This is a genomic window from Pseudomonas sp. NFIX10 (assembly GCF_900111955.1).
GTDB lineage: Bacteria > Pseudomonadota > Gammaproteobacteria > Pseudomonadales > Pseudomonadaceae > Aquipseudomonas > Aquipseudomonas fluorescens_AA.
In genome coordinates this window covers 37,899-54,900 of the sequence record NZ_FOKH01000019.1, presented here as the reverse complement: position 1 = coordinate 54,900, position 17,002 = coordinate 37,899, and the positions used below count along the sequence as shown (strand labels likewise).

The window sequence follows — 17,002 nt, the reverse complement described above, 5'->3', positions numbered from 1 at the left end:
TGGTTCGGAAATTGCTACCTTTATGCCGTCATACCGTTCTCGCCTTCACCGGTAACAATACTTACGCGCCACAAGCGCTCATATTGGTTTTAGGGATTGAATAATGAAAAAAGCACTGCTGACCCTTTCTGCACTGGCGTTGTGCATGGCCGCTGGCGTCGCCACGGCCAAGGAATACAAGGAATTGCGTTTTGGTGTCGACCCGTCCTACGCCCCGTTTGAATCCAAAGCCGCCGACGGCAGCCTGGTCGGTTTCGACATCGACCTGGGCAATGCGATCTGCGCGGAGCTGAAGGTCAAATGCAAATGGGTCGAAAGCGATTTCGACGGCATGATCCCGGGCCTGAAGGCCAACAAATTCGACGGCGTGATCTCCTCCATGACCGTTACGCCAGCCCGGGAAAAAGTCATCGACTTCTCCAACGAGCTGTTCTCCGGCCCAACGGCCTATGTCTTCAAGAAGGGCTCGGGCCTGAGCGAAGACGTTGCCTCGCTCAAAGGCAAGACCATCGGCTACGAGCAAGGCACCATCCAGGAAGCCTACGCCAAGGCCGTGCTGGACAAGGCCGGCGTCAAGACCCAGGCCTATCAGAACCAGGACCAGGTTTACTCTGACCTGACCTCCGGCCGCCTCGACGCGGCGATCCAGGACATGCTCCAGGCTGAGCTGGGCTTCCTGAAGTCGCCAAAAGGCGAAGGCTATGAAGTCAGCAAGCCGGTGGACAGCGAACTGCTGCCCGCCAAGACCGCCATCGGTATCAAGAAAGGTAACAAAGACCTGAAGGCCCTTTTGGATAAAGGTATCAAAGCGTTACACGACGACGGCAAGTACGCCGAGATCCAGAAAAAACACTTTGGCGATCTGAATCTGTACAGCGGCAAATAATGCGCTGCGCCCATCCGGTCTCGGATGGGCGCTTTTTTCCTGCCAAAGGCCTCTTTCATGTTCGAACAACTCCTACAAAATCTGGGGCTCTCCGCCTTCAGCCTGCAGGGCTTCGGCCCGCTGCTGATGCAAGGCACCTGGATGACCATCAAGCTGTCGGCCCTGTCCTTGTTGTTGAGCGTCTTGCTCGGCCTGCTGGGCGCCAGCGCCAAGCTGTCCCGCGTCAAACTGCTGCGAATCCCAGCCCAGCTCTACACCACGCTGATTCGTGGCGTGCCGGACCTGGTGCTGATGCTGCTGATTTTCTACAGCCTGCAAACCTGGCTGACCTCGTTTACCGACTTCATGGAATGGGAATACATCGAGATCGACCCATTCGGCGCCGGGGTGATCACCCTGGGCTTCATCTATGGCGCGTACTTCACCGAAACCTTTCGCGGCGCGATCCTCGCGGTCCCCCGGGGCCAGGTCGAAGCCGCCACGGCCTATGGCCTCAAGCGTGGCCAACGCTTTCGCTTCGTGGTGTTCCCGCAAATGATGCGTTTCGCCCTGCCGGGTATCGGCAACAACTGGATGGTGATGCTCAAGGCCACCGCGCTGGTGTCGATCATCGGCCTGGCCGACCTGGTCAAGGCGGCCCAGGATGCGGGCAAGAGCACCTACCAGCTGTTCTACTTCCTGGTGCTGGCGGCGCTGATTTATCTGCTGATCACCAGCGCGTCCAATGTCATCCTGCGCTGGCTTGAACGCCGCTACGCCGCCGGAGCCCGGGAGGCGGTACGATGATCGAACTCCTGCAAGAATACTGGCGGCCATTCCTGTACAGCGACGGCGTCAACATCACCGGCCTGGCCATGACCCTGTGGCTGCTCAGCGCCTCGCTGCTGATCGGCTTCGTGGTGTCGATCCCGCTGTCCATCGCCCGGGTTTCGCCCAAGTTCTACGTCCGCTGGCCGGTGCAGTTCTATACCTACCTGTTCCGGGGCACGCCACTCTATATCCAGTTGCTGATCTGCTACACCGGCATCTACAGCATCGAGGCGGTGCGTGCCCAACCCATGCTCGACAGCTTCTTTCGCGACGCGATGAACTGCACGATCCTGGCCTTTGCCTTGAACACCTGCGCCTACACCACGGAAATTTTCGCCGGGGCGATTCGCAGCATGAACCATGGCGAAGTGGAAGCGGCCAAGGCCTACGGCCTGACCGGTTGGAAACTGTACGCCTACGTAATCATGCCGTCGGCGCTGCGCCGCTCGCTGCCGTATTACAGCAACGAAGTCATCTTGATGCTGCACTCGACGACCGTGGCGTTCACCGCTACCGTTCCAGACGTGCTGAAAGTCGCCCGGGATGCCAACTCGGCGACGTTCCTGACGTTCCAGTCGTTCGGGATCGCCGCGTTGATCTACCTGACCGTCACCTTTGCGCTGGTGGGCCTCTTCCGCCTCGCCGAACGCCGATGGCTGGCCTTCCTCGGGCCGGCCCACTAGGGCTTTTGTTCCAGGACACACACGCACATGCGCCACCAGATCCATGACCTGCTGTCCCCGGTACCGGGGACAGCACGCAAGATCCACAGCTTCCACTTCGGCCCGGAAAAAGCCGTCGGCAAAATCTATATCCAGTCGTCCCTGCACGCCGATGAACTGCCGGGTATGCTCGTCGCCTGGCACCTCAAGCAACGCCTGGCCGAACTCGAGGCGTCCGGCCACCTGCGCCACGAGATCGTGCTGGTGCCGGTCGCCAACCCCATCGGCCTCGAACAAGTGCTGATGGATGTGCCCCTGGGTCGCTACGAAACCGAGAGCGGGCAGAACTTCAACCGCCGCTTCGTCGACCTGAGCGAAGAGATCGGCAACGAAATCCAGGACCTGCTCACCGACGATCCGCAGCACAACCTGATGCTGATCCGCACCAGCCTGCGCGATGCCCTCGCCCGGCAGACCCCAGGCACGCAATTGCAGTCCCTGCGCCTGGCCCTGCAACGGCTGGCCTGCGACGCCGACATGGTGCTGGACCTGCATTGCGACTTCGAAGCCGTGGCCCACCTCTACACCACGCCGGAAGCCTGGCCGCAGGTCGAGCCGTTGGCGCGCTACATCGGTGCCGAGGCCAGTTTGCTCGCCACCGATTCGGGCGGCCAGTCGTTCGACGAATGCTTCACCCTGCTCTGGTGGCAACTCAAGGAACGCTTCGGCGAACGCTTCGAGATTCCCCTGGGCAGTTTTTCGGTGACCGTGGAGTTGCGTGGCCAGGGTGACGTCAACCATGGTCTGGCAAGCCTCGACTGCCAGGCCTTGATCGAATACCTGATCCGCTTCGGCGCCATCGACGGCGAACCGATGCCCATGCCCGAACTGCCCTACCCGGCCACGCCGCTGGCCGCGGTCGAGCCGGTGGCCACGCCCGTGGGCGGGTTGCTGGTCTACAGCGCCCTGCCCGGCGAATACCTGGAGGCGGGGCAACTGATCGCGGAAGTCATCGACCCGGTCAACGACACCGTCACCCCCGTTCATTGCCGCAACGCCGGCCTGCTGTACGCCCGTTCGCTGCGCCGCATGGCCACGGCCGGCATGGTGATCGCCCATGTCGCTGGCACCGAAGCCTACCGCAGCGGCTACCTACTTTCGCCTTGAGGATGCATGCTCCATGTACAAACTGACCATTGAAGGCCTGCATAAAAGCTATGGCGAACATGAGGTGCTCAAAGGCGTTTCGCTCAAGGCCAAGACCGGCGACGTCATCAGCCTCATCGGCGCCAGCGGCTCGGGCAAAAGTACCTTCTTGCGTTGCATCAATTTCCTGGAGCAACCCAACGACGGCGCCATGACCCTGGACGGCCAGCCGATCCAGATGATCAAGGACCGCCACGGCATGCACGTGGCCGACGCCGACGAACTGCAACGCATCCGCACGCGCCTGGCCATGGTGTTCCAGCATTTCAACCTGTGGAGCCACATGACCGTGCTGGAAAACATCACCATGGCGCCGCGCCGGGTGCTGGGTGTGAGCAAGCAGGAAGCCGACGACCGTGCGCGCCGTTATCTCGACAAGGTCGGCCTGCCGGCACGGGTTGCCGAGCAGTACCCGGCATTCCTCTCCGGCGGCCAGCAACAGCGCGTGGCCATTGCCCGTGCGCTGGCGATGGAGCCGGAGGTGATGCTGTTCGACGAACCCACGTCGGCCCTGGACCCGGAGCTGGTGGGCGAAGTGCTGAAGGTGATCCAGGGCCTGGCCGAAGAGGGCCGGACCATGATCATGGTGACCCACGAAATGAGCTTCGCCCGTAAAGTCTCGAACCAGGTGCTGTTCCTGCACCAGGGCCTGGTGGAAGAAGAAGGCGCGCCGGAAGACGTACTGGGCAATCCCACCAGCGAACGGCTCAAGCAGTTCCTCAGTGGCAACCTGAAATAAACTCCCTGGCAAGCCCCGTGGCGAGGGAGCTTGCTCCCGCTGGGGCGCGAAGCGGCCCCCTGCGGTGTGTCAGTCAGAACCAGAGGGCCGCTTCGCAGCCCAGCGGGAGCAAGCTCCCTCGCCACAAGACGATCCCCTTGGGCATAAAACCTTTCACATCCCGCCGTGGTCACTGAAGAAGGACTTTCAGGGCGCACGCGGCAGGCATGGGGACATCCAACAATTTCTCAAACCAGTGGTTCGGCGCCCGCGGCTGGAAGCCGTTTGCCTTTCAGAAGCAGGTATGGGCCGCGGTCAGGCGGGGGGAGTCCGGGCTGTTGCACGCCAGCACCGGCGCCGGCAAGACCTACGCCGTATGGTTCGCCGCCCTCAACCGTTTCGCCCGCTCGACAGCGCCGCCGGACAAACCGCGCAAACGCAAGCCGCCGGCCGAACCGCTGACCGTCCTGTGGATCACGCCGATGCGCGCCTTGGCGGCCGACACCGGCAAAGCCCTCGAAGCGCCCCTGGCAGACCTGCAAGTGCCCTGGAGTGTCGGTCTGCGCACGGGCGACACCAGCGCCAGCGAGCGCGCCCGCCAGGGCCGTCGCCTGCCCACCGCGCTGATCACCACGCCCGAAAGCCTGACCCTGATGCTCGCCCGGGCCGATGCGCAAGCTGCCGTTTCGACCCTGCGCATGGTGGTGGTGGATGAATGGCACGAATTGCTCGGCAACAAACGTGGCGTGCAGTTGCAACTGGCCCTGGCGCGCTTGCGGCACTGGCATCCCGAACTCATTGTCTGGGGCGTGTCCGCAACCCTCGGTAACCAAGCCCACGCCGAGCAGGCGTTGATCCCGCAAGGCAACGGGATCAGTGTGCAGGGGGCCGACAGCAAGGCGCTGCAGGTCGACACGTTGCTGCCCCCGGCCCTCGAACGTTTCCCGTGGGCTGGGCACATCGGCCTGAAGATGCTGCCCCAGGTCGTTGCTGAAATCGACGCCAGCCGCAGTTGCCTGGTCTTCACCAACACCCGGGCACAGTCGGAAATCTGGTATCAGGCGCTTCTTGAGGCGAGACCCGACTGGGCCGGGCTGATCGCCCTGCACCATAGCTCGCTGTCGCGTGACACCCGGGATTGGGTGGAGCAGGCCTTGAAGGATGGCCAGCTCAAAGCAGTGGTCTGCACCTCCAGCCTGGACCTGGGGGTGGACTTCCTGCCGGTGGAACGGGTGCTGCAGATCGGCTCGGCCAAAGGGGTGGCGCGCCTGATGCAACGGGCCGGGCGCTCTGGTCACGCACCGGGGCGGACCTCACGGGTGACGCTGGTGCCGACCCATAGCCTGGAGTTGATCGAGGCCGCCGCCGCGCAGGACGCCGTGGCCCAGCGGCGCATCGAACCTCGCGAATCGCCGCACAAGCCGCTGGACGTCCTGGTGCAGCACCTGGTGAGCATGGCCCTGGGCGGCGGCTTCGTTCCCGACCAATTGTTCGAGGAGGTGCGGGGTGCCTGGGCCTACCGCGACCTCAATCCGGCCGAATGGGCCTGGGCCCTGGCTTTTGTGCGCCACGGCGGCCTGTCATTGACCGCCTACCCCGATTACCGCCGGGTCGAACCGGACGAACACGGGGTCTGGCGCGTGCCCGACGCCCGCCTGGCCCGGCGTCACCGCATGAGCATCGGTACCATCGTCAGCGATGCCAGCCTGCAATTGAAGTTCTGGAGCAAGGGCGGCGGCGGCAAGACCCTGGGCAGCGTAGAGGAAGGCTTCATCGCTCGCCTGCGACCCGGCGACGGTTTCCTGTTCGCCGGGCGACTGCTGGAATTGGTCCGGGTCGAAGACATGACCGCCTATGTGCGACGCAGCCAGGCCAAGAAGGCCGCTGTGCCACGCTGGAACGGCGGGCGCATGCCACTTTCCAGCGAACTGGCGGCCGCCGTCGTGGCCCGTTTGAGCGAAGCCGCCGCGGGCCGCTTCGAGGGCCCGGAGATGCAAGCCGTGCAGCCCCTGCTGTTGACCCAGCAACGTTGGTCCGGTTTGCCCACGCAGCACACCTTGCTGGCCGAAGCCCTCAAGTCCCGGGAAGGCTGGCATCTGTTCCTGTACCCGTTTGCCGGGCGTCAGGTGCATCTGGGCCTGGCCAGCCTGCTGGCCTGGCGCGTCAGTCGGCAACAGCCGCTGACGTTTTCCATTGCGGTCAACGACTACGGCCTGGAACTGCTCAGCGCCACGGCAGTGGATTGGTCGCACTACCTGACCCCGAGCCTGCTGAGCGTCGATCACCTGCTGGGCGACGTGCTCGCGAGCCTCAATGCCGGGGAACTGGCCCTCAGGCGCTTTCGCGAAATCGCCCGGATCGCCGGGCTGGTGTTCGCCGGTTACCCCGGTGCGCCCAAAAGCACCCGGCAAGTCCAGGCCTCCAGCGGGTTGTTCTTCCAAGTGTTCAAACAATACGACGCCGACAATCTGTTGCTGGCCCAGGCCGGGGAGGAAGTCTTGCGTGAAGAATTGGATATCCGTCGACTGGAGCAAACCTTGCAACGCCTCAATACCCTGAAGCTGGACCTGCACATGATCAAACGCCCCACCCCACTCGGGTTCCCGCTGCTGGTGGAGCGGTTCCGGGAAAGCATGAGTTCGGAAAAACTCGCCGACCGCATCCGGCGGATGGTCAGCGAGCTGGAAAAGACTGCCGATCGCGGTGACGCCTGATGCCAGCGCCGTACCCTGTCAGCCTGGCCGGCGAAGCGCTCTGGTTGCTTGCGGAAAAAGCCTTGTATTGGCCCGCCCAGGAAACCTTGATGGTGGCCGACGTTCATTTCGGCAAGGCCGCCGCTTATCGCCGCCTCGGGCAACCGGTGCCCCACGGCACCACCGCCAGCAACATCGCGGTGCTGGATGCATTGCTGGCCAGGCTGGCGTGTCGACAGTTGATCTTCCTCGGAGATTTTCTCCACGGTCCCGGCTCCCATGCGCCCGGCACCTTGAAGGCACTTTCCGATTGGCGTGAGCGACATCCGCACCTGGCCATGACGCTGATTCGTGGCAACCACGACAAACGCGCCGGCGACCCACCTCCAGCGCTGAACATTCGCGTCGTACCGGAGCCTTTGCTACTGGGCCCGTTCGCCGTGCAACACGAGCCTCGCCCCCACCCCAGCCGCCATGTGCTGGCCGGCCACGTGCACCCGGTCTACCACCTGAGCGGCAAGGGCCGGCAACGCCTGCGCCTGGCTTGCTTTCGGCTGGGCAGCGAGATCAGCCTGCTACCGGCCTTCGGCGCGTTCACGGGCGGTTATCGAGTCGAGCAAGACAGCGACTGCAGGATTTTTGTCATCGGCGATAACGAAATATGGCCCGTCAACTGAAGCACTCTGTGCTTCCGCTGGCGGGCCAGCGCCTCATCAGGCGACAGGCGCAGGAGGCGGCTCGTCCGGCAGAGTGGGTTCGCCGGGTTCGGTAGGCTGTTCGTTGGGCGTATCGGGATCGGGCTGGCCGGGGATGCCGCCTGCCGCTTCGGCAGGATGGGCCAGCAATGACCAGGCCATGACGCCGATCTGATTGGGCTCAAGCCTTGCCAGTTCGGCACTGATTCGCGGATCGATCTTCATAGAGCAACTCCTGAGCGAAGGCCCGCTGCGCTGACGCAAAAAACGGGCAGTACACGCAATAGAGTGTCTGCCCGCCCAGGAATTCCAAACAGCTCGTCAGATTCAGGTGCGCGGCAGCGTCACGCCGCGCTGGCCCTGGTATTTACCGCCACGATCCTTGTAGGAGACTTCGCATTCTTCATCGGATTCAAGGAACAGCATCTGCGCCACACCCTCGTTGGCGTAGATTTTCGCCGGCAGGGTCGTGGTGTTGGAAAATTCCAGGGTCACGTGGCCTTCCCACTCGGGTTCCAGTGGCGTGACGTTGACGATGATGCCGCAACGGGCATAGGTGCTCTTGCCCAGGCAGATGGTCAGCACGTTGCGCGGAATGCGGAAGTATTCGACGGTGCGGGCCAGGGCGAAGGAGTTCGGCGGGATGATGCAAACGTCGCTCTTGACGTCGACGAAGCTCTTCTCGTCGAAGTTCTTCGGGTCGACGGTGGCCGAATTGATGTTGGTGAACACCTTGAATTCGTCGGCGCAGCGCACGTCGTAGCCGTAGCTGGAGACACCGAAGGAGATCAGCCGGTCGGCGCCTTCGCCACGCATCTGGCGCTCGACGAAGGGCTCGATCATGCCGTGCTCTTGCGCCATGCGGCGAATCCACTTGTCCGATTTGATGCTCATGGCGGTTTCCTGAAATAGCGAGGTGGAAAAAATACGTCCGGCATCTTACCGGGGCACGGGGCCGGGTTCAAAGCGCGGCGCGCAAATCTCGCCGATCCACCTTGATTTCCGGGTCCTGCCGGCCATCGCCCGCGCCGTCAGTCACCAATTAAGAGAAACCTTCGCAAAGACCATTGGCACATTCTGGAAAAAGGGTTAAGGTGGCGCCACTGTGTTGCTTGTGTCACTGAGAATCTCTACACGATATGTTGAATTTCGATCCAACCATCTACAAGAATTTTTCCTGCTCTTTGCACTCAGTCTCGGCCAGGGTTCTTCCTGAGTCGCAGTTATCTTTGTTCAAGGAGTTACACCATGTCTAATCGCCAAACCGGTACCGTTAAGTGGTTCAACGATGAAAAAGGCTTCGGCTTCATCACCCCACAATCCGGTGACGACCTGTTCGTTCACTTCAAAGCTATCCAATCCGACGGCTTCAAAAGCCTGAAAGAAGGCCAACAGGTTTCTTTCATCGCTACCCGCGGTCAGAAAGGCATGCAAGCTGAAGAAGTTCAAGTTATCTAACTTGCACTTGCTTTAGTAAAAGGCCCCGCCCTCAAAAGCGGGGCTTTTTTGTGCCTGTCAGTTTTTCCCCAGCGCACAAAAACTGTGGGAGCGAGCTCGCTCGCGATAACGATGGATCAGCAACATCAACGTTGGCTGACAGACCGCTATCGCGAGCAAGCTCGCTCCCACAGGTGTGTGTGTGGGTGAGCCCAGATTACCAGGTCACGCCAAACCCGGCCGTGTACCGCGTCCTGCTCAAGTCACTGTCTTCAGTGCCTTCAATGACATCCTTCTCGGCCTTGAGGTTAAGCGACGCCCAGTCGGTGACCTTGTAGCGCAACCCCATCTCAGCGTCATAGGCGTACTCCGCCACGCCGGACAGCGGCTTGCCCACTTCGCCGTTGGTGAAGAACTCCACGCGCTTGCCAATCAGGAAGCGGTTGTAGTCCCACTTCATGGCCACGGAATAGAAGTTGTCCTTGCCGCCATCGCGGTATTCGTAGTCGGTGCGGTTGAGCAGCGACCCCAGGGAGAACGCACCCAGCTCGTCATCCCAGAACTGGTAGCCCGGACCGGTACCCACGACGCGCTGGCGCGCCAGGTCTTCGACCTTGTCGCGCTTGTAATTCAGGCGACCTTGCCAAAACCATTTGTCAGTGAAAAACCGGTCGAGGGAATACTCCAGGCGCCAGTTGTCGGTCGACACCACGTCATCCTGGAATTCACGGTTGTATTCGCCTTCAGCGTTATGCCGCCATCTGCCGTGGCGCGCCGAGGTCTTGAAGTCGACGTCGTAATCGTCGGTATCGTTTTCCGCACGTTTGTAATCCAGCGCGGCATCGATATTACCTTTCCACACCAGGTCCTCGATCACGGGCTTGGGCTTGAGGATCTGCTGGATGCTGGCCAGCTCGACGGTCTTGGGCGCGTCACCGTTGGCTAGCGTGACCTTGCCGTCCTCGGCGGCGTGCAGGGCCTTGGCTTTCTCACCCGTATAGGCATCCTGCTTGACCAGCAATTGCTGGTCGCTCTCGAGGGTCTTGACCTGTTTCCAATCGATAGGAACCGCGCCAGCGTAATCGGTCTGGATCAGCAATTTGCCGCCATCGAAAACGGTGATTTTACCGGTCAGCTTGTCACCGTTCTTCAACCAGACGGTATCGGCAAGCAAAGGCATGGAGGCGCTGGTGACAGCTAGGCATAGCAGGGTTCTAGACAACATAAGCGATAATGGGCTCAAGTTTTCAGTGAAAAGGCGGCATTATCCCCCAGGATGACACCTCAGCAACGACTGACCTGCATATAGGGGATGAGTTCATTTCTCAACCAGCCTTGTAGGAATTAATCTACAGACGGACATCCTTTTCAGGAACCTTTTATGCGTGACACCCCAGCGGCCACCGAGAACGCCGCGCAAATCCGCCGCACCACCCTTTACCTGACCCTGGCACAAGTGCCGGTCGGCAAGGTGGTCACTTATGGCCAGCTCGCCGAAATGGCCGGCCTGGGGCGCGCGGCGCGCTGGGTCGGGCGAACCCTCAGCCAACTGCCAGGCGACACCAAGCTGCCCTGGCATCGGGTATTGGGTGCCGGTGGTCGGATCAGCCTGCCGGCGGGCAGCGCCTCAGGGGATGAACAGCGCGCACGCCTGCGCCTGGAAGGGGTCAGTGTCCTGAACAATCGTGTTGATATTCAGCGCCATGGCTGGCGCCCGGTAGAGCACAGCGGTTAGAGTGCGCGCTTTGTTTTCGCAATTTTTGAGGCAGACTCCAGCCCATGCCCCGTAAAACCTGGCGCGCCGCCCTCGCCGCCTATGCCAGTCCCTCAACGCTCGTGCTGTTGCTGCTTGGCTTCGCCGCCGGCTTGCCATACATGCTGGTGTTTTCCACGCTTTCGGTCTGGCTGCGCGAAGCCGGCGTGGCCCGCGAAACCATCGGCTACGCGAGCCTGATCGGCTTGGCGTACGCCTTTAAATGGGTCTGGTCGCCACTGCTCGACCAATGGCGCCTGCCGCTGCTGGGTAAGCTGGGGCGCCGTCGCTCATGGCTGGTGCTCTCCCAGGCCTTGGTGATCCTCGGCCTGATCGGCATGGGTTTCTGCGACCCACAAAAACACCTGTCATGGTTGATCGCCATCGCCGTGATCGTGGCCTTCGCCTCCGCGACGCAGGACATCGCCGTCGACGCCTATCGCCTGGAGATCGCCGACGACACCCGCCAGGCCGCCCTCGCCGCCAGCTACATGTCCGGTTACCGCATCGCCGCGCTACTGGCCACCGCCGGCGCCCTGTTCTTCGCCGAAGGCTTTGGCTCCACCGGTTTCAGCTACAAACACTCGGCCTGGGCCGGTACTTACCTGTTGTTCGGCGTCTTGATGATCCCGGCGCTCCTCACCTCACTGTTCATGCGCGAGCCGCCGGTGCCGTTGCGCACGCAATTGCAGGCAGGGCGCTACACGTTCGTTCATCAGTTGGCGTCGGTATTCGTGCTGATCGTGCTGCTGGTCTCCGTCCCGGCGATGTTCACCCAGCTGTTCAACACCGACTTCGCCAGCGTGCTGTTCGAGGGTGTCAGCCTGCTCGACCTGCTGCTCGAAGACCGCGCCTTCCTGCGGGCCATCCTCTATACCATCCTGACCGCCCTGTGCCTGTCGACCATGGGCCGGCGCGGACTGGCGCCGGTGCTGACGCCGATCAACGATTTCATCCTGCGTTATCGCTGGCAGGCCCTGCTGCTGCTCGGGCTGATCGCAACCTATCGGATGTCCGACACGGTCATGGGCGTCATGGCCAACGTGTTCTACATCGACCAAGGGTTCACCAAGGACCAGATCGCCAGCGTCAGCAAGATTTTCGGGCTGATCATGACCCTCGTCGGCGCCGGCATGGGCGGCCTGCTGATCGTACGTTTCGGCATCCTGCCCATCCTGTTCATCGGCGGTGTCGCTTCGGCCGCCACCAACATCCTCTTCCTGATGCTGACCGACATGGGCGCCAACCTGAAGATGTTGATTGTCACCATCTCCCTGGACAATTTCAGCTCCGGCCTGGCCACTTCGGCGTTCGTCGCCTACCTGTCGAGCCTGACCAACCTGAAATTCTCCGCCACCCAATACGCCCTGCTCAGCTCGATCATGCTGTTGCTGCCGCGCTTGATCGGTGGTTATTCAGGGGTGATGGTGGAGAAGTTCGGCTACCACAATTTCTTCCTGATCACCGCCCTGCTGGGCGTGCCGACCCTGCTGCTGATCGCCTTGCATTGGTTCCAGGAGAACCGTCGCCAGGACTCGACGCCTACCGAAGAACCGGTGACCACCCGGTCGGCGGAAGAGTCGTAGGAAACTTCAGCAAACGCCGGGCAAACCGACGTTCGCACCTGGCGACCGGCCACGCGCCTGTACGCCAGGGCATCTCGCCCGTACAATGCTCCGTCATTTCTCGTCATCAGCAACCGACAACGGCCAACCATGCGCACCAGTCAATATTTGCTCGCCACACAGAAAGAAACGCCTTCCGACGCCGTCGTGATCAGCCATCAGCTGATGCTGCGTGCCGGCATGATCCGCAAGCTCGCTTCTGGCCTGTATACCTGGCTGCCGATGGGCCTGCGCGTCATGCGCAAGGTGGAAGCCATCGTTCGTGAAGAGATGGACGCCGCTGGCGCCCTGGAAGTATTGATGCCAGGCACCCAACCGGCCGAGCTGTGGCAGGAATCGGGGCGCTGGGAGGAATACGGCCCTGAGCTGCTACGCATCAAAGACCGTCACGGTCGCGACTTCTGTGCAGGCCCGACCCACGAAGAAGTGATCACCGACCTGATGCGCAACGAGTTGAGCAGCTACAAGCAGCTGCCGATCAACCTGTATCAGATCCAGACCAAGTTCCGTGACGAGATCCGTCCACGCTTCGGCCTGATGCGCGGTCGCGAATTCATCATGAAGGACGCCTACTCGTTCCATGCCGACCTGGCTTCGCTGCAAGTCACTTATGACCGCATGCACCAGGCGTATTGCAACGTGTTCACCCGCCTGGGCCTGAAATTCCGTCCGGTCGAAGCCGACAACGGCTCCATCGGTGGCGCCGGTTCCCACGAGTTCCACGTACTGGCCGAGTCCGGCGAAGACGACATCGTCTTCAGCAACGGCTCCGACTACGCCGCGAACATCGAGAAGGCCGAAGCCATCCCTCGGGAAACGTCCCGCGCCGCGCCGACCGAAGAGCTGCGCCTGGTGGACACGCCGAACGCCAAGACCATTGCCCAGTTGGTGGAAGGCTACAACCTGCCGATCGAGCGCACCATCAAGACCCTGATCGTGCGGGCGGAAGAAGCCGGCAAGCTGATTGCCCTGATCGTCCGTGGCGACCACGAACTGAATGAAATCAAGGCCGCCAATCAGCCAGGCGTCGCCAGCCCGCTGGTCATGGCCACCGAAGCCGAGCTGCGCGACGCCATCGGCGCCGGTGCCGGCTCCCTCGGCCCATTGAACCTGCCACTGCCGATCATCATCGACCGTTCGGTAGCATTGATGAGCGACTTCGCCATCGGCGCCAACATCGACGACAAGCACTACTTCGGCGTGAACTGGGAACGCGACCTGCCGGTTCCAACCGTCGCGGACCTGCGCAACGTCGTGGCCGGCGACCCGAGCCCCGACGGCAAGGGCACCCTGGAAATCAAGCGGGGCATCGAAGTCGGGCACATCTTCCAGCTGGGCAACAAGTACAGCCAGGCGATGAAGTGCGAAGTGCTGGGCGAGAACGGCAAGCCGGTCACCCTGGAAATGGGGTGCTACGGCATCGGTGTTTCCCGCGTGGTGGCAGCCGCCATCGAGCAGAACAACGACGAGAAAGGCATCATCTGGAGCGACACGCTGGCGCCGTTCCAGGTGGCCCTGGTGCCGCTGCGCTATGAAACCGACCTGGTGCGCGAAGCCACCGACAAGCTCTACGCCGAACTGACGGCCGCCGGCTTCGAAGTGCTGCTGGACGACCGCGACAAGAAAACCAGCCCCGGCATCAAGTTCGCGGACATGGAACTGATCGGCATCCCTCATCGGATCGTCGTCAGTGACCGTGGCCTGGCCGAAGGCAACCTGGAATACAAGAGCCGCACCGAGGCCGAGCCGCAAGCGCTGCCGGTCGCCGACGTGCTGTCGTTCCTCCAGGCCCGTATCCGCCGCTGACACCAGATAGAGACGTCATGTTCAAGCGAAACACCTTAGGCCTCGGTGGCGCCGCCCTGTGCGGCGCCCTGCTGGTCAGCGGCTGCGCCAACCAAATGTCACAACGCAGCGAGCACGAAGAGCGGGTCGAGCGCAAATTGCTCGACCACAGCCTGCAAATCGACGTGGGCGAACCCAAGGTGCTCGACCTGCCGCAGCGTCGGGTGCGCATCAATGAGCAGAAAACCTTCGAAGTCACCGAGTTCGAGGTTACCCGCCATTACGATCGCTACACACCGTACCAACCCTGGCGGGAGATCTACGAGATTCCCCTGGGCGCGGTGGCCGTCGTGGCTGGCATCGGTGCGAACGTGGTCAATGTGTTCGCCCTCGGCAACCTGCCGGACACGGCGACCCATGACTGGATCAGCTACGGTTTCGCCGGGCTCAACCCGTTCATGAACGTCCCCTCCCATGGCCGTGCCCAGCAGAATCTGGCGGGCATCGACGAAGTCCAGCGCGACAAGCGCACGGAACACTCGAGCCTGCCCTGGAGCGAACGCCCGGTGGAGGTCAAGGCCGCCCGGCAGACCTTCGAGCTGAGCACTGACCGTAACGGCGTGTTGCGCCTGAACCTGCTGGAAAGCCCGTTCGCCGAGCAGGACCTGAGCCAGTTCGGCAAACTGCAGATCAGCGTGACGGATGCCCAGGAGGAAGTGCACACCGATTCATCCCTGAGCATCAGCAGCACCTTGCGCAGCAAGCTGGTGGAAGCTCATGCGTTGATCTACGACGACCTGGAAGACGACGAGGTGAGCCAGTGGGTTCATCGGGTCAAGCGCCTGTCGGAGCTGGGACTTGAAGAAGAGGCCAGCGAACTGGAACAGAGCCTGATCGAACTGACACGCAACGATCCGGAGTTGCAGAGCGAGTTCATGAAAGCCCTGACCAAGGATGGCGGGCGGTTAGTGGCGGATCCTGGCACTAACTGACATATCACCTGTGGCAAGGGGATTGTGTGAGGGCAAGACCTGTGGGAGCAAGGCTTGCCCGCGATGACGGTCTCAAGGATGCCATCGCGAGCAAGCTTTGCTCCCACAGGACTCCCTTGCCACAAGGACCGCCAAGCTGGGCACTCATCGGCAGCTTCATCGCTCGAACAACTCCAACTGCTCGAACCCTCCCCGCAAATCTTCCAGCCGCACCCCGATCCCCAATAACCGCACCGGCTTGCCGCCCCGGTTGAACGCCTGGGTCAGCAGCAACTGATAACTGCCCAGGTCCCGCCCTGCCCCGGCCTGTTCCAGTGTGGTCTGGGTGAAATCGTGGAACTTCACTTTGACGAACGGCTTGCCCGGTCGATAACTGCTGTCGATCCGCGCCATGCGCCCTTTGAGGGTTTCCATCAGTTCCGGCAGTTTGTCGAGACAACTCACCAGGTCGGGCAAGTCGACATCGTAGGTATTTTCGACGCTGATGGACTGCCGTCGGCTGTCGTTGTGCACCAGACGCTCATCGATCCCACGGGCCAGGCTCCAGAGCCGCTCACCGAAACTGCCGAATTCGCGCACCAGCGCCAGCTTGTCCCACTGACGCAACTGCAGGCAATCGACGATACCGAGCCGATTCAGCTTATCGGCGGTGACCTTGCCTACACCGTGGAGCTTGCTGACCGGCAAGGCCGAGACAAAATCCTCGACCTGGTCCGGGGTGATGACAAACAATCCGTTGGGCTTTTTCCAGTCACTGGCGATCTTGGCCAGGAACTTGTTCGGCGCGACGCCGGCGGACACAGTGATGTGCAACTGGTTGGAAACACGTCGACGAATGTCCTGGGCGATACGGGTGGCGCTGCCGCCGAAATGGGCACTGGCAGAGACGTCCAGGTAGGCCTCGTCCAGGGACAGCGGCTCGATCAGGTCGGTGTAATCGCTGAAAATCGTATGAATTTCCTTCGACGCTTCCCGATAGGCCTCCATCCGTGGCTTGACGATGGTGAGGTCCGGACAGAGCTTCAAGGCGTGGCCGGAAGACATGGCCGAGCGCACGCCGTAGGCCCGCGCTTCGTAGTTGCAGGTGGCAATCACACCCCGTCGATCCGCCGAGCCCCCTACCGCCATGGGCTTGCCGGCCAGCCGCGGATCATCGCGCATCTCGATAGCGGCATAGAAACAGTCACAGTCGACATGGATGATTTTACGTTGAGTCATAGAAAAACAGGGTGTGGAACGAATCGGGCCACCAGTATCGCACCGGCCCCTGTATATAGCACCAGTAGTTTGAAAGATCCTTCGTCGGGCTCTGAAAACACCTACATAAATTTACTTCTTCAATCGCAACATCCCCTCCAATAGAGCTTCAGCCCTTGCCAGGCCTGCGTCACAGCGTCGTCACAATGCCCACACGCAAGGCTAAGCGCTTGAAGCGGAACAGGTTTTTGTGACGCCGGGGTTGACAGCGGCTCGATCCTCTGTAGAATGCCGCCACACAGACGCGGGATGGAGCAGTCTGGTAGCTCGTCGGGCTCATAACCCGAAGGTCGTCGGTTCAAATCCGGCTCCCGCAACCAAACATCAAAAAAGGCTACTCGAAAGAGTGGCCTTTTTTGTGCGTGCTTGTTTTTGACCACACGATCAGAGACTCGCTGCCTGCTCCCCCCTGCGCACTGCAAGTTGTAGGACAATTTCCCTTTGATTCCGCGCATTTAGGAAGGCAAGGGACGGATCGGCCGT

16 protein-coding genes and 1 tRNA gene are annotated in these 17,002 nt (G+C 61.6%); 13 read left to right on the top strand and 4 right to left on the bottom strand.

Annotated elements, in window-relative coordinates:
- Positions 1 to 103 precede the first annotated feature (103 nt).
- From BM321_RS18010 to pdeM, 7 genes are all read left to right on the top strand, one after another.
- Complete coding sequence (locus tag BM321_RS18010) at positions 104 to 886, top strand: transporter substrate-binding domain-containing protein (RefSeq protein WP_092443745.1); 783 nt, start codon at positions 104 to 106, stop codon at positions 884 to 886.
- Between the two features lie 57 nt (positions 887 to 943).
- Entirely contained in the window at positions 944 to 1,672 is a 729-nt protein-coding gene (locus BM321_RS18005; protein WP_092443835.1) for an ABC transporter permease, read from the top strand.
- Positions 1,669 to 2,379 carry an ABC transporter permease gene (locus BM321_RS18000; protein ID WP_092443743.1) on the top strand — a complete coding sequence of 237 codons (711 nt, stop codon included), beginning with the start codon at positions 1,669 to 1,671 and terminating at the stop codon, positions 2,377 to 2,379. Before BM321_RS18005 ends, BM321_RS18000 begins: the two co-directional genes overlap by 4 nt.
- 27 nt (positions 2,380 to 2,406) lie before the next feature.
- The gene (locus tag BM321_RS17995; RefSeq protein ID WP_092329230.1) at positions 2,407 to 3,525 is read left to right on the top strand and encodes a succinylglutamate desuccinylase/aspartoacylase family protein; all 1,119 of its coding nucleotides are present in this window, start codon (positions 2,407 to 2,409) and stop codon (positions 3,523 to 3,525) included.
- 13 nt (positions 3,526 to 3,538) lie between these two features.
- A complete protein-coding gene (locus tag BM321_RS17990; protein WP_092329233.1) occupies positions 3,539 to 4,303 on the top strand; it encodes an ABC transporter ATP-binding protein in 765 nt (254 codons plus the stop codon).
- A gap of 206 nt (positions 4,304 to 4,509) precedes the next feature.
- On the top strand, positions 4,510 to 6,996 hold the full coding sequence (locus BM321_RS17985; protein WP_092443741.1) for a ligase-associated DNA damage response DEXH box helicase: 2,487 nt from the start codon (positions 4,510 to 4,512) through the stop codon (positions 6,994 to 6,996).
- A complete protein-coding gene (pdeM, locus tag BM321_RS17980; protein ID WP_092205444.1) occupies positions 6,996 to 7,652 on the top strand; it encodes a ligase-associated DNA damage response endonuclease PdeM in 657 nt (218 codons plus the stop codon). The genes BM321_RS17985 and pdeM overlap by 1 nt, the downstream gene beginning before the upstream one ends.
- 36 nt (positions 7,653 to 7,688) lie before the next feature.
- On the opposite strand, the gene BM321_RS17975 is transcribed toward pdeM, so the two are convergent.
- The gene (locus BM321_RS17975) at positions 7,689 to 7,895 is read right to left on the bottom strand and encodes a hypothetical protein (protein WP_041022879.1); all 207 of its coding nucleotides are present in this window, start codon (positions 7,893 to 7,895) and stop codon (positions 7,689 to 7,691) included.
- A gap of 102 nt (positions 7,896 to 7,997) precedes the next feature.
- Positions 7,998 to 8,564 carry a dCTP deaminase gene (gene dcd / locus BM321_RS17970; protein ID WP_003184751.1) on the bottom strand — a complete coding sequence of 189 codons (567 nt, stop codon included), beginning with the start codon at positions 8,562 to 8,564 and terminating at the stop codon, positions 7,998 to 8,000.
- A gap of 354 nt (positions 8,565 to 8,918) precedes the next feature.
- Between dcd and BM321_RS17965 the strand changes: the two genes are divergently transcribed.
- Positions 8,919 to 9,128 (top strand): cold-shock protein, encoded by a 210-nt coding sequence (locus tag BM321_RS17965; protein WP_002554837.1) that lies wholly within the window; start codon positions 8,919 to 8,921, stop codon positions 9,126 to 9,128.
- A 196-nt stretch (positions 9,129 to 9,324) separates the two neighbouring features.
- On the opposite strand, the gene BM321_RS17960 is transcribed toward BM321_RS17965, so the two are convergent.
- A complete protein-coding gene (locus BM321_RS17960; RefSeq protein ID WP_092443739.1) occupies positions 9,325 to 10,332 on the bottom strand; it encodes a DUF481 domain-containing protein in 1,008 nt (335 codons plus the stop codon).
- A gap of 156 nt (positions 10,333 to 10,488) precedes the next feature.
- On the opposite strand from BM321_RS17960, the gene BM321_RS17955 reads away from it, so the two are divergent.
- The 4 genes from BM321_RS17955 to BM321_RS17940 all read left to right on the top strand — a co-directional run bounded on the left by BM321_RS17955 (position 10,489) and on the right by BM321_RS17940 (position 15,262).
- Positions 10,489 to 10,842 carry an MGMT family protein gene (locus BM321_RS17955; protein WP_092443737.1) on the top strand — a complete coding sequence of 118 codons (354 nt, stop codon included), beginning with the start codon at positions 10,489 to 10,491 and terminating at the stop codon, positions 10,840 to 10,842.
- Between the two features lie 44 nt (positions 10,843 to 10,886).
- Positions 10,887 to 12,446 carry an AmpG family muropeptide MFS transporter gene (locus BM321_RS17950; protein WP_092443735.1) on the top strand — a complete coding sequence of 520 codons (1,560 nt, stop codon included), beginning with the start codon at positions 10,887 to 10,889 and terminating at the stop codon, positions 12,444 to 12,446.
- Between the two features lie 129 nt (positions 12,447 to 12,575).
- Positions 12,576 to 14,291, top strand: coding sequence for a proline--tRNA ligase (locus BM321_RS17945; protein WP_092329251.1), 1,716 nt, complete (start codon positions 12,576 to 12,578; stop codon positions 14,289 to 14,291).
- Between the two features lie 17 nt (positions 14,292 to 14,308).
- Positions 14,309 to 15,262 (top strand): hypothetical protein, encoded by a 954-nt coding sequence (locus BM321_RS17940; protein ID WP_092443733.1) that lies wholly within the window; start codon positions 14,309 to 14,311, stop codon positions 15,260 to 15,262.
- 156 nt (positions 15,263 to 15,418) lie between these two features.
- Here BM321_RS17940 and dinB read toward each other — a convergent pair whose 3' ends face one another.
- Complete coding sequence (gene dinB, locus BM321_RS17935) at positions 15,419 to 16,480, bottom strand: DNA polymerase IV (RefSeq protein WP_092329256.1); 1,062 nt, start codon at positions 16,478 to 16,480, stop codon at positions 15,419 to 15,421.
- Between the two features lie 282 nt (positions 16,481 to 16,762).
- On the opposite strand from dinB, the gene BM321_RS17930 reads away from it, so the two are divergent.
- Positions 16,763 to 16,839, top strand: a tRNA-Met gene (locus BM321_RS17930).
- Positions 16,840 to 17,002 lie beyond the last annotated feature (163 nt).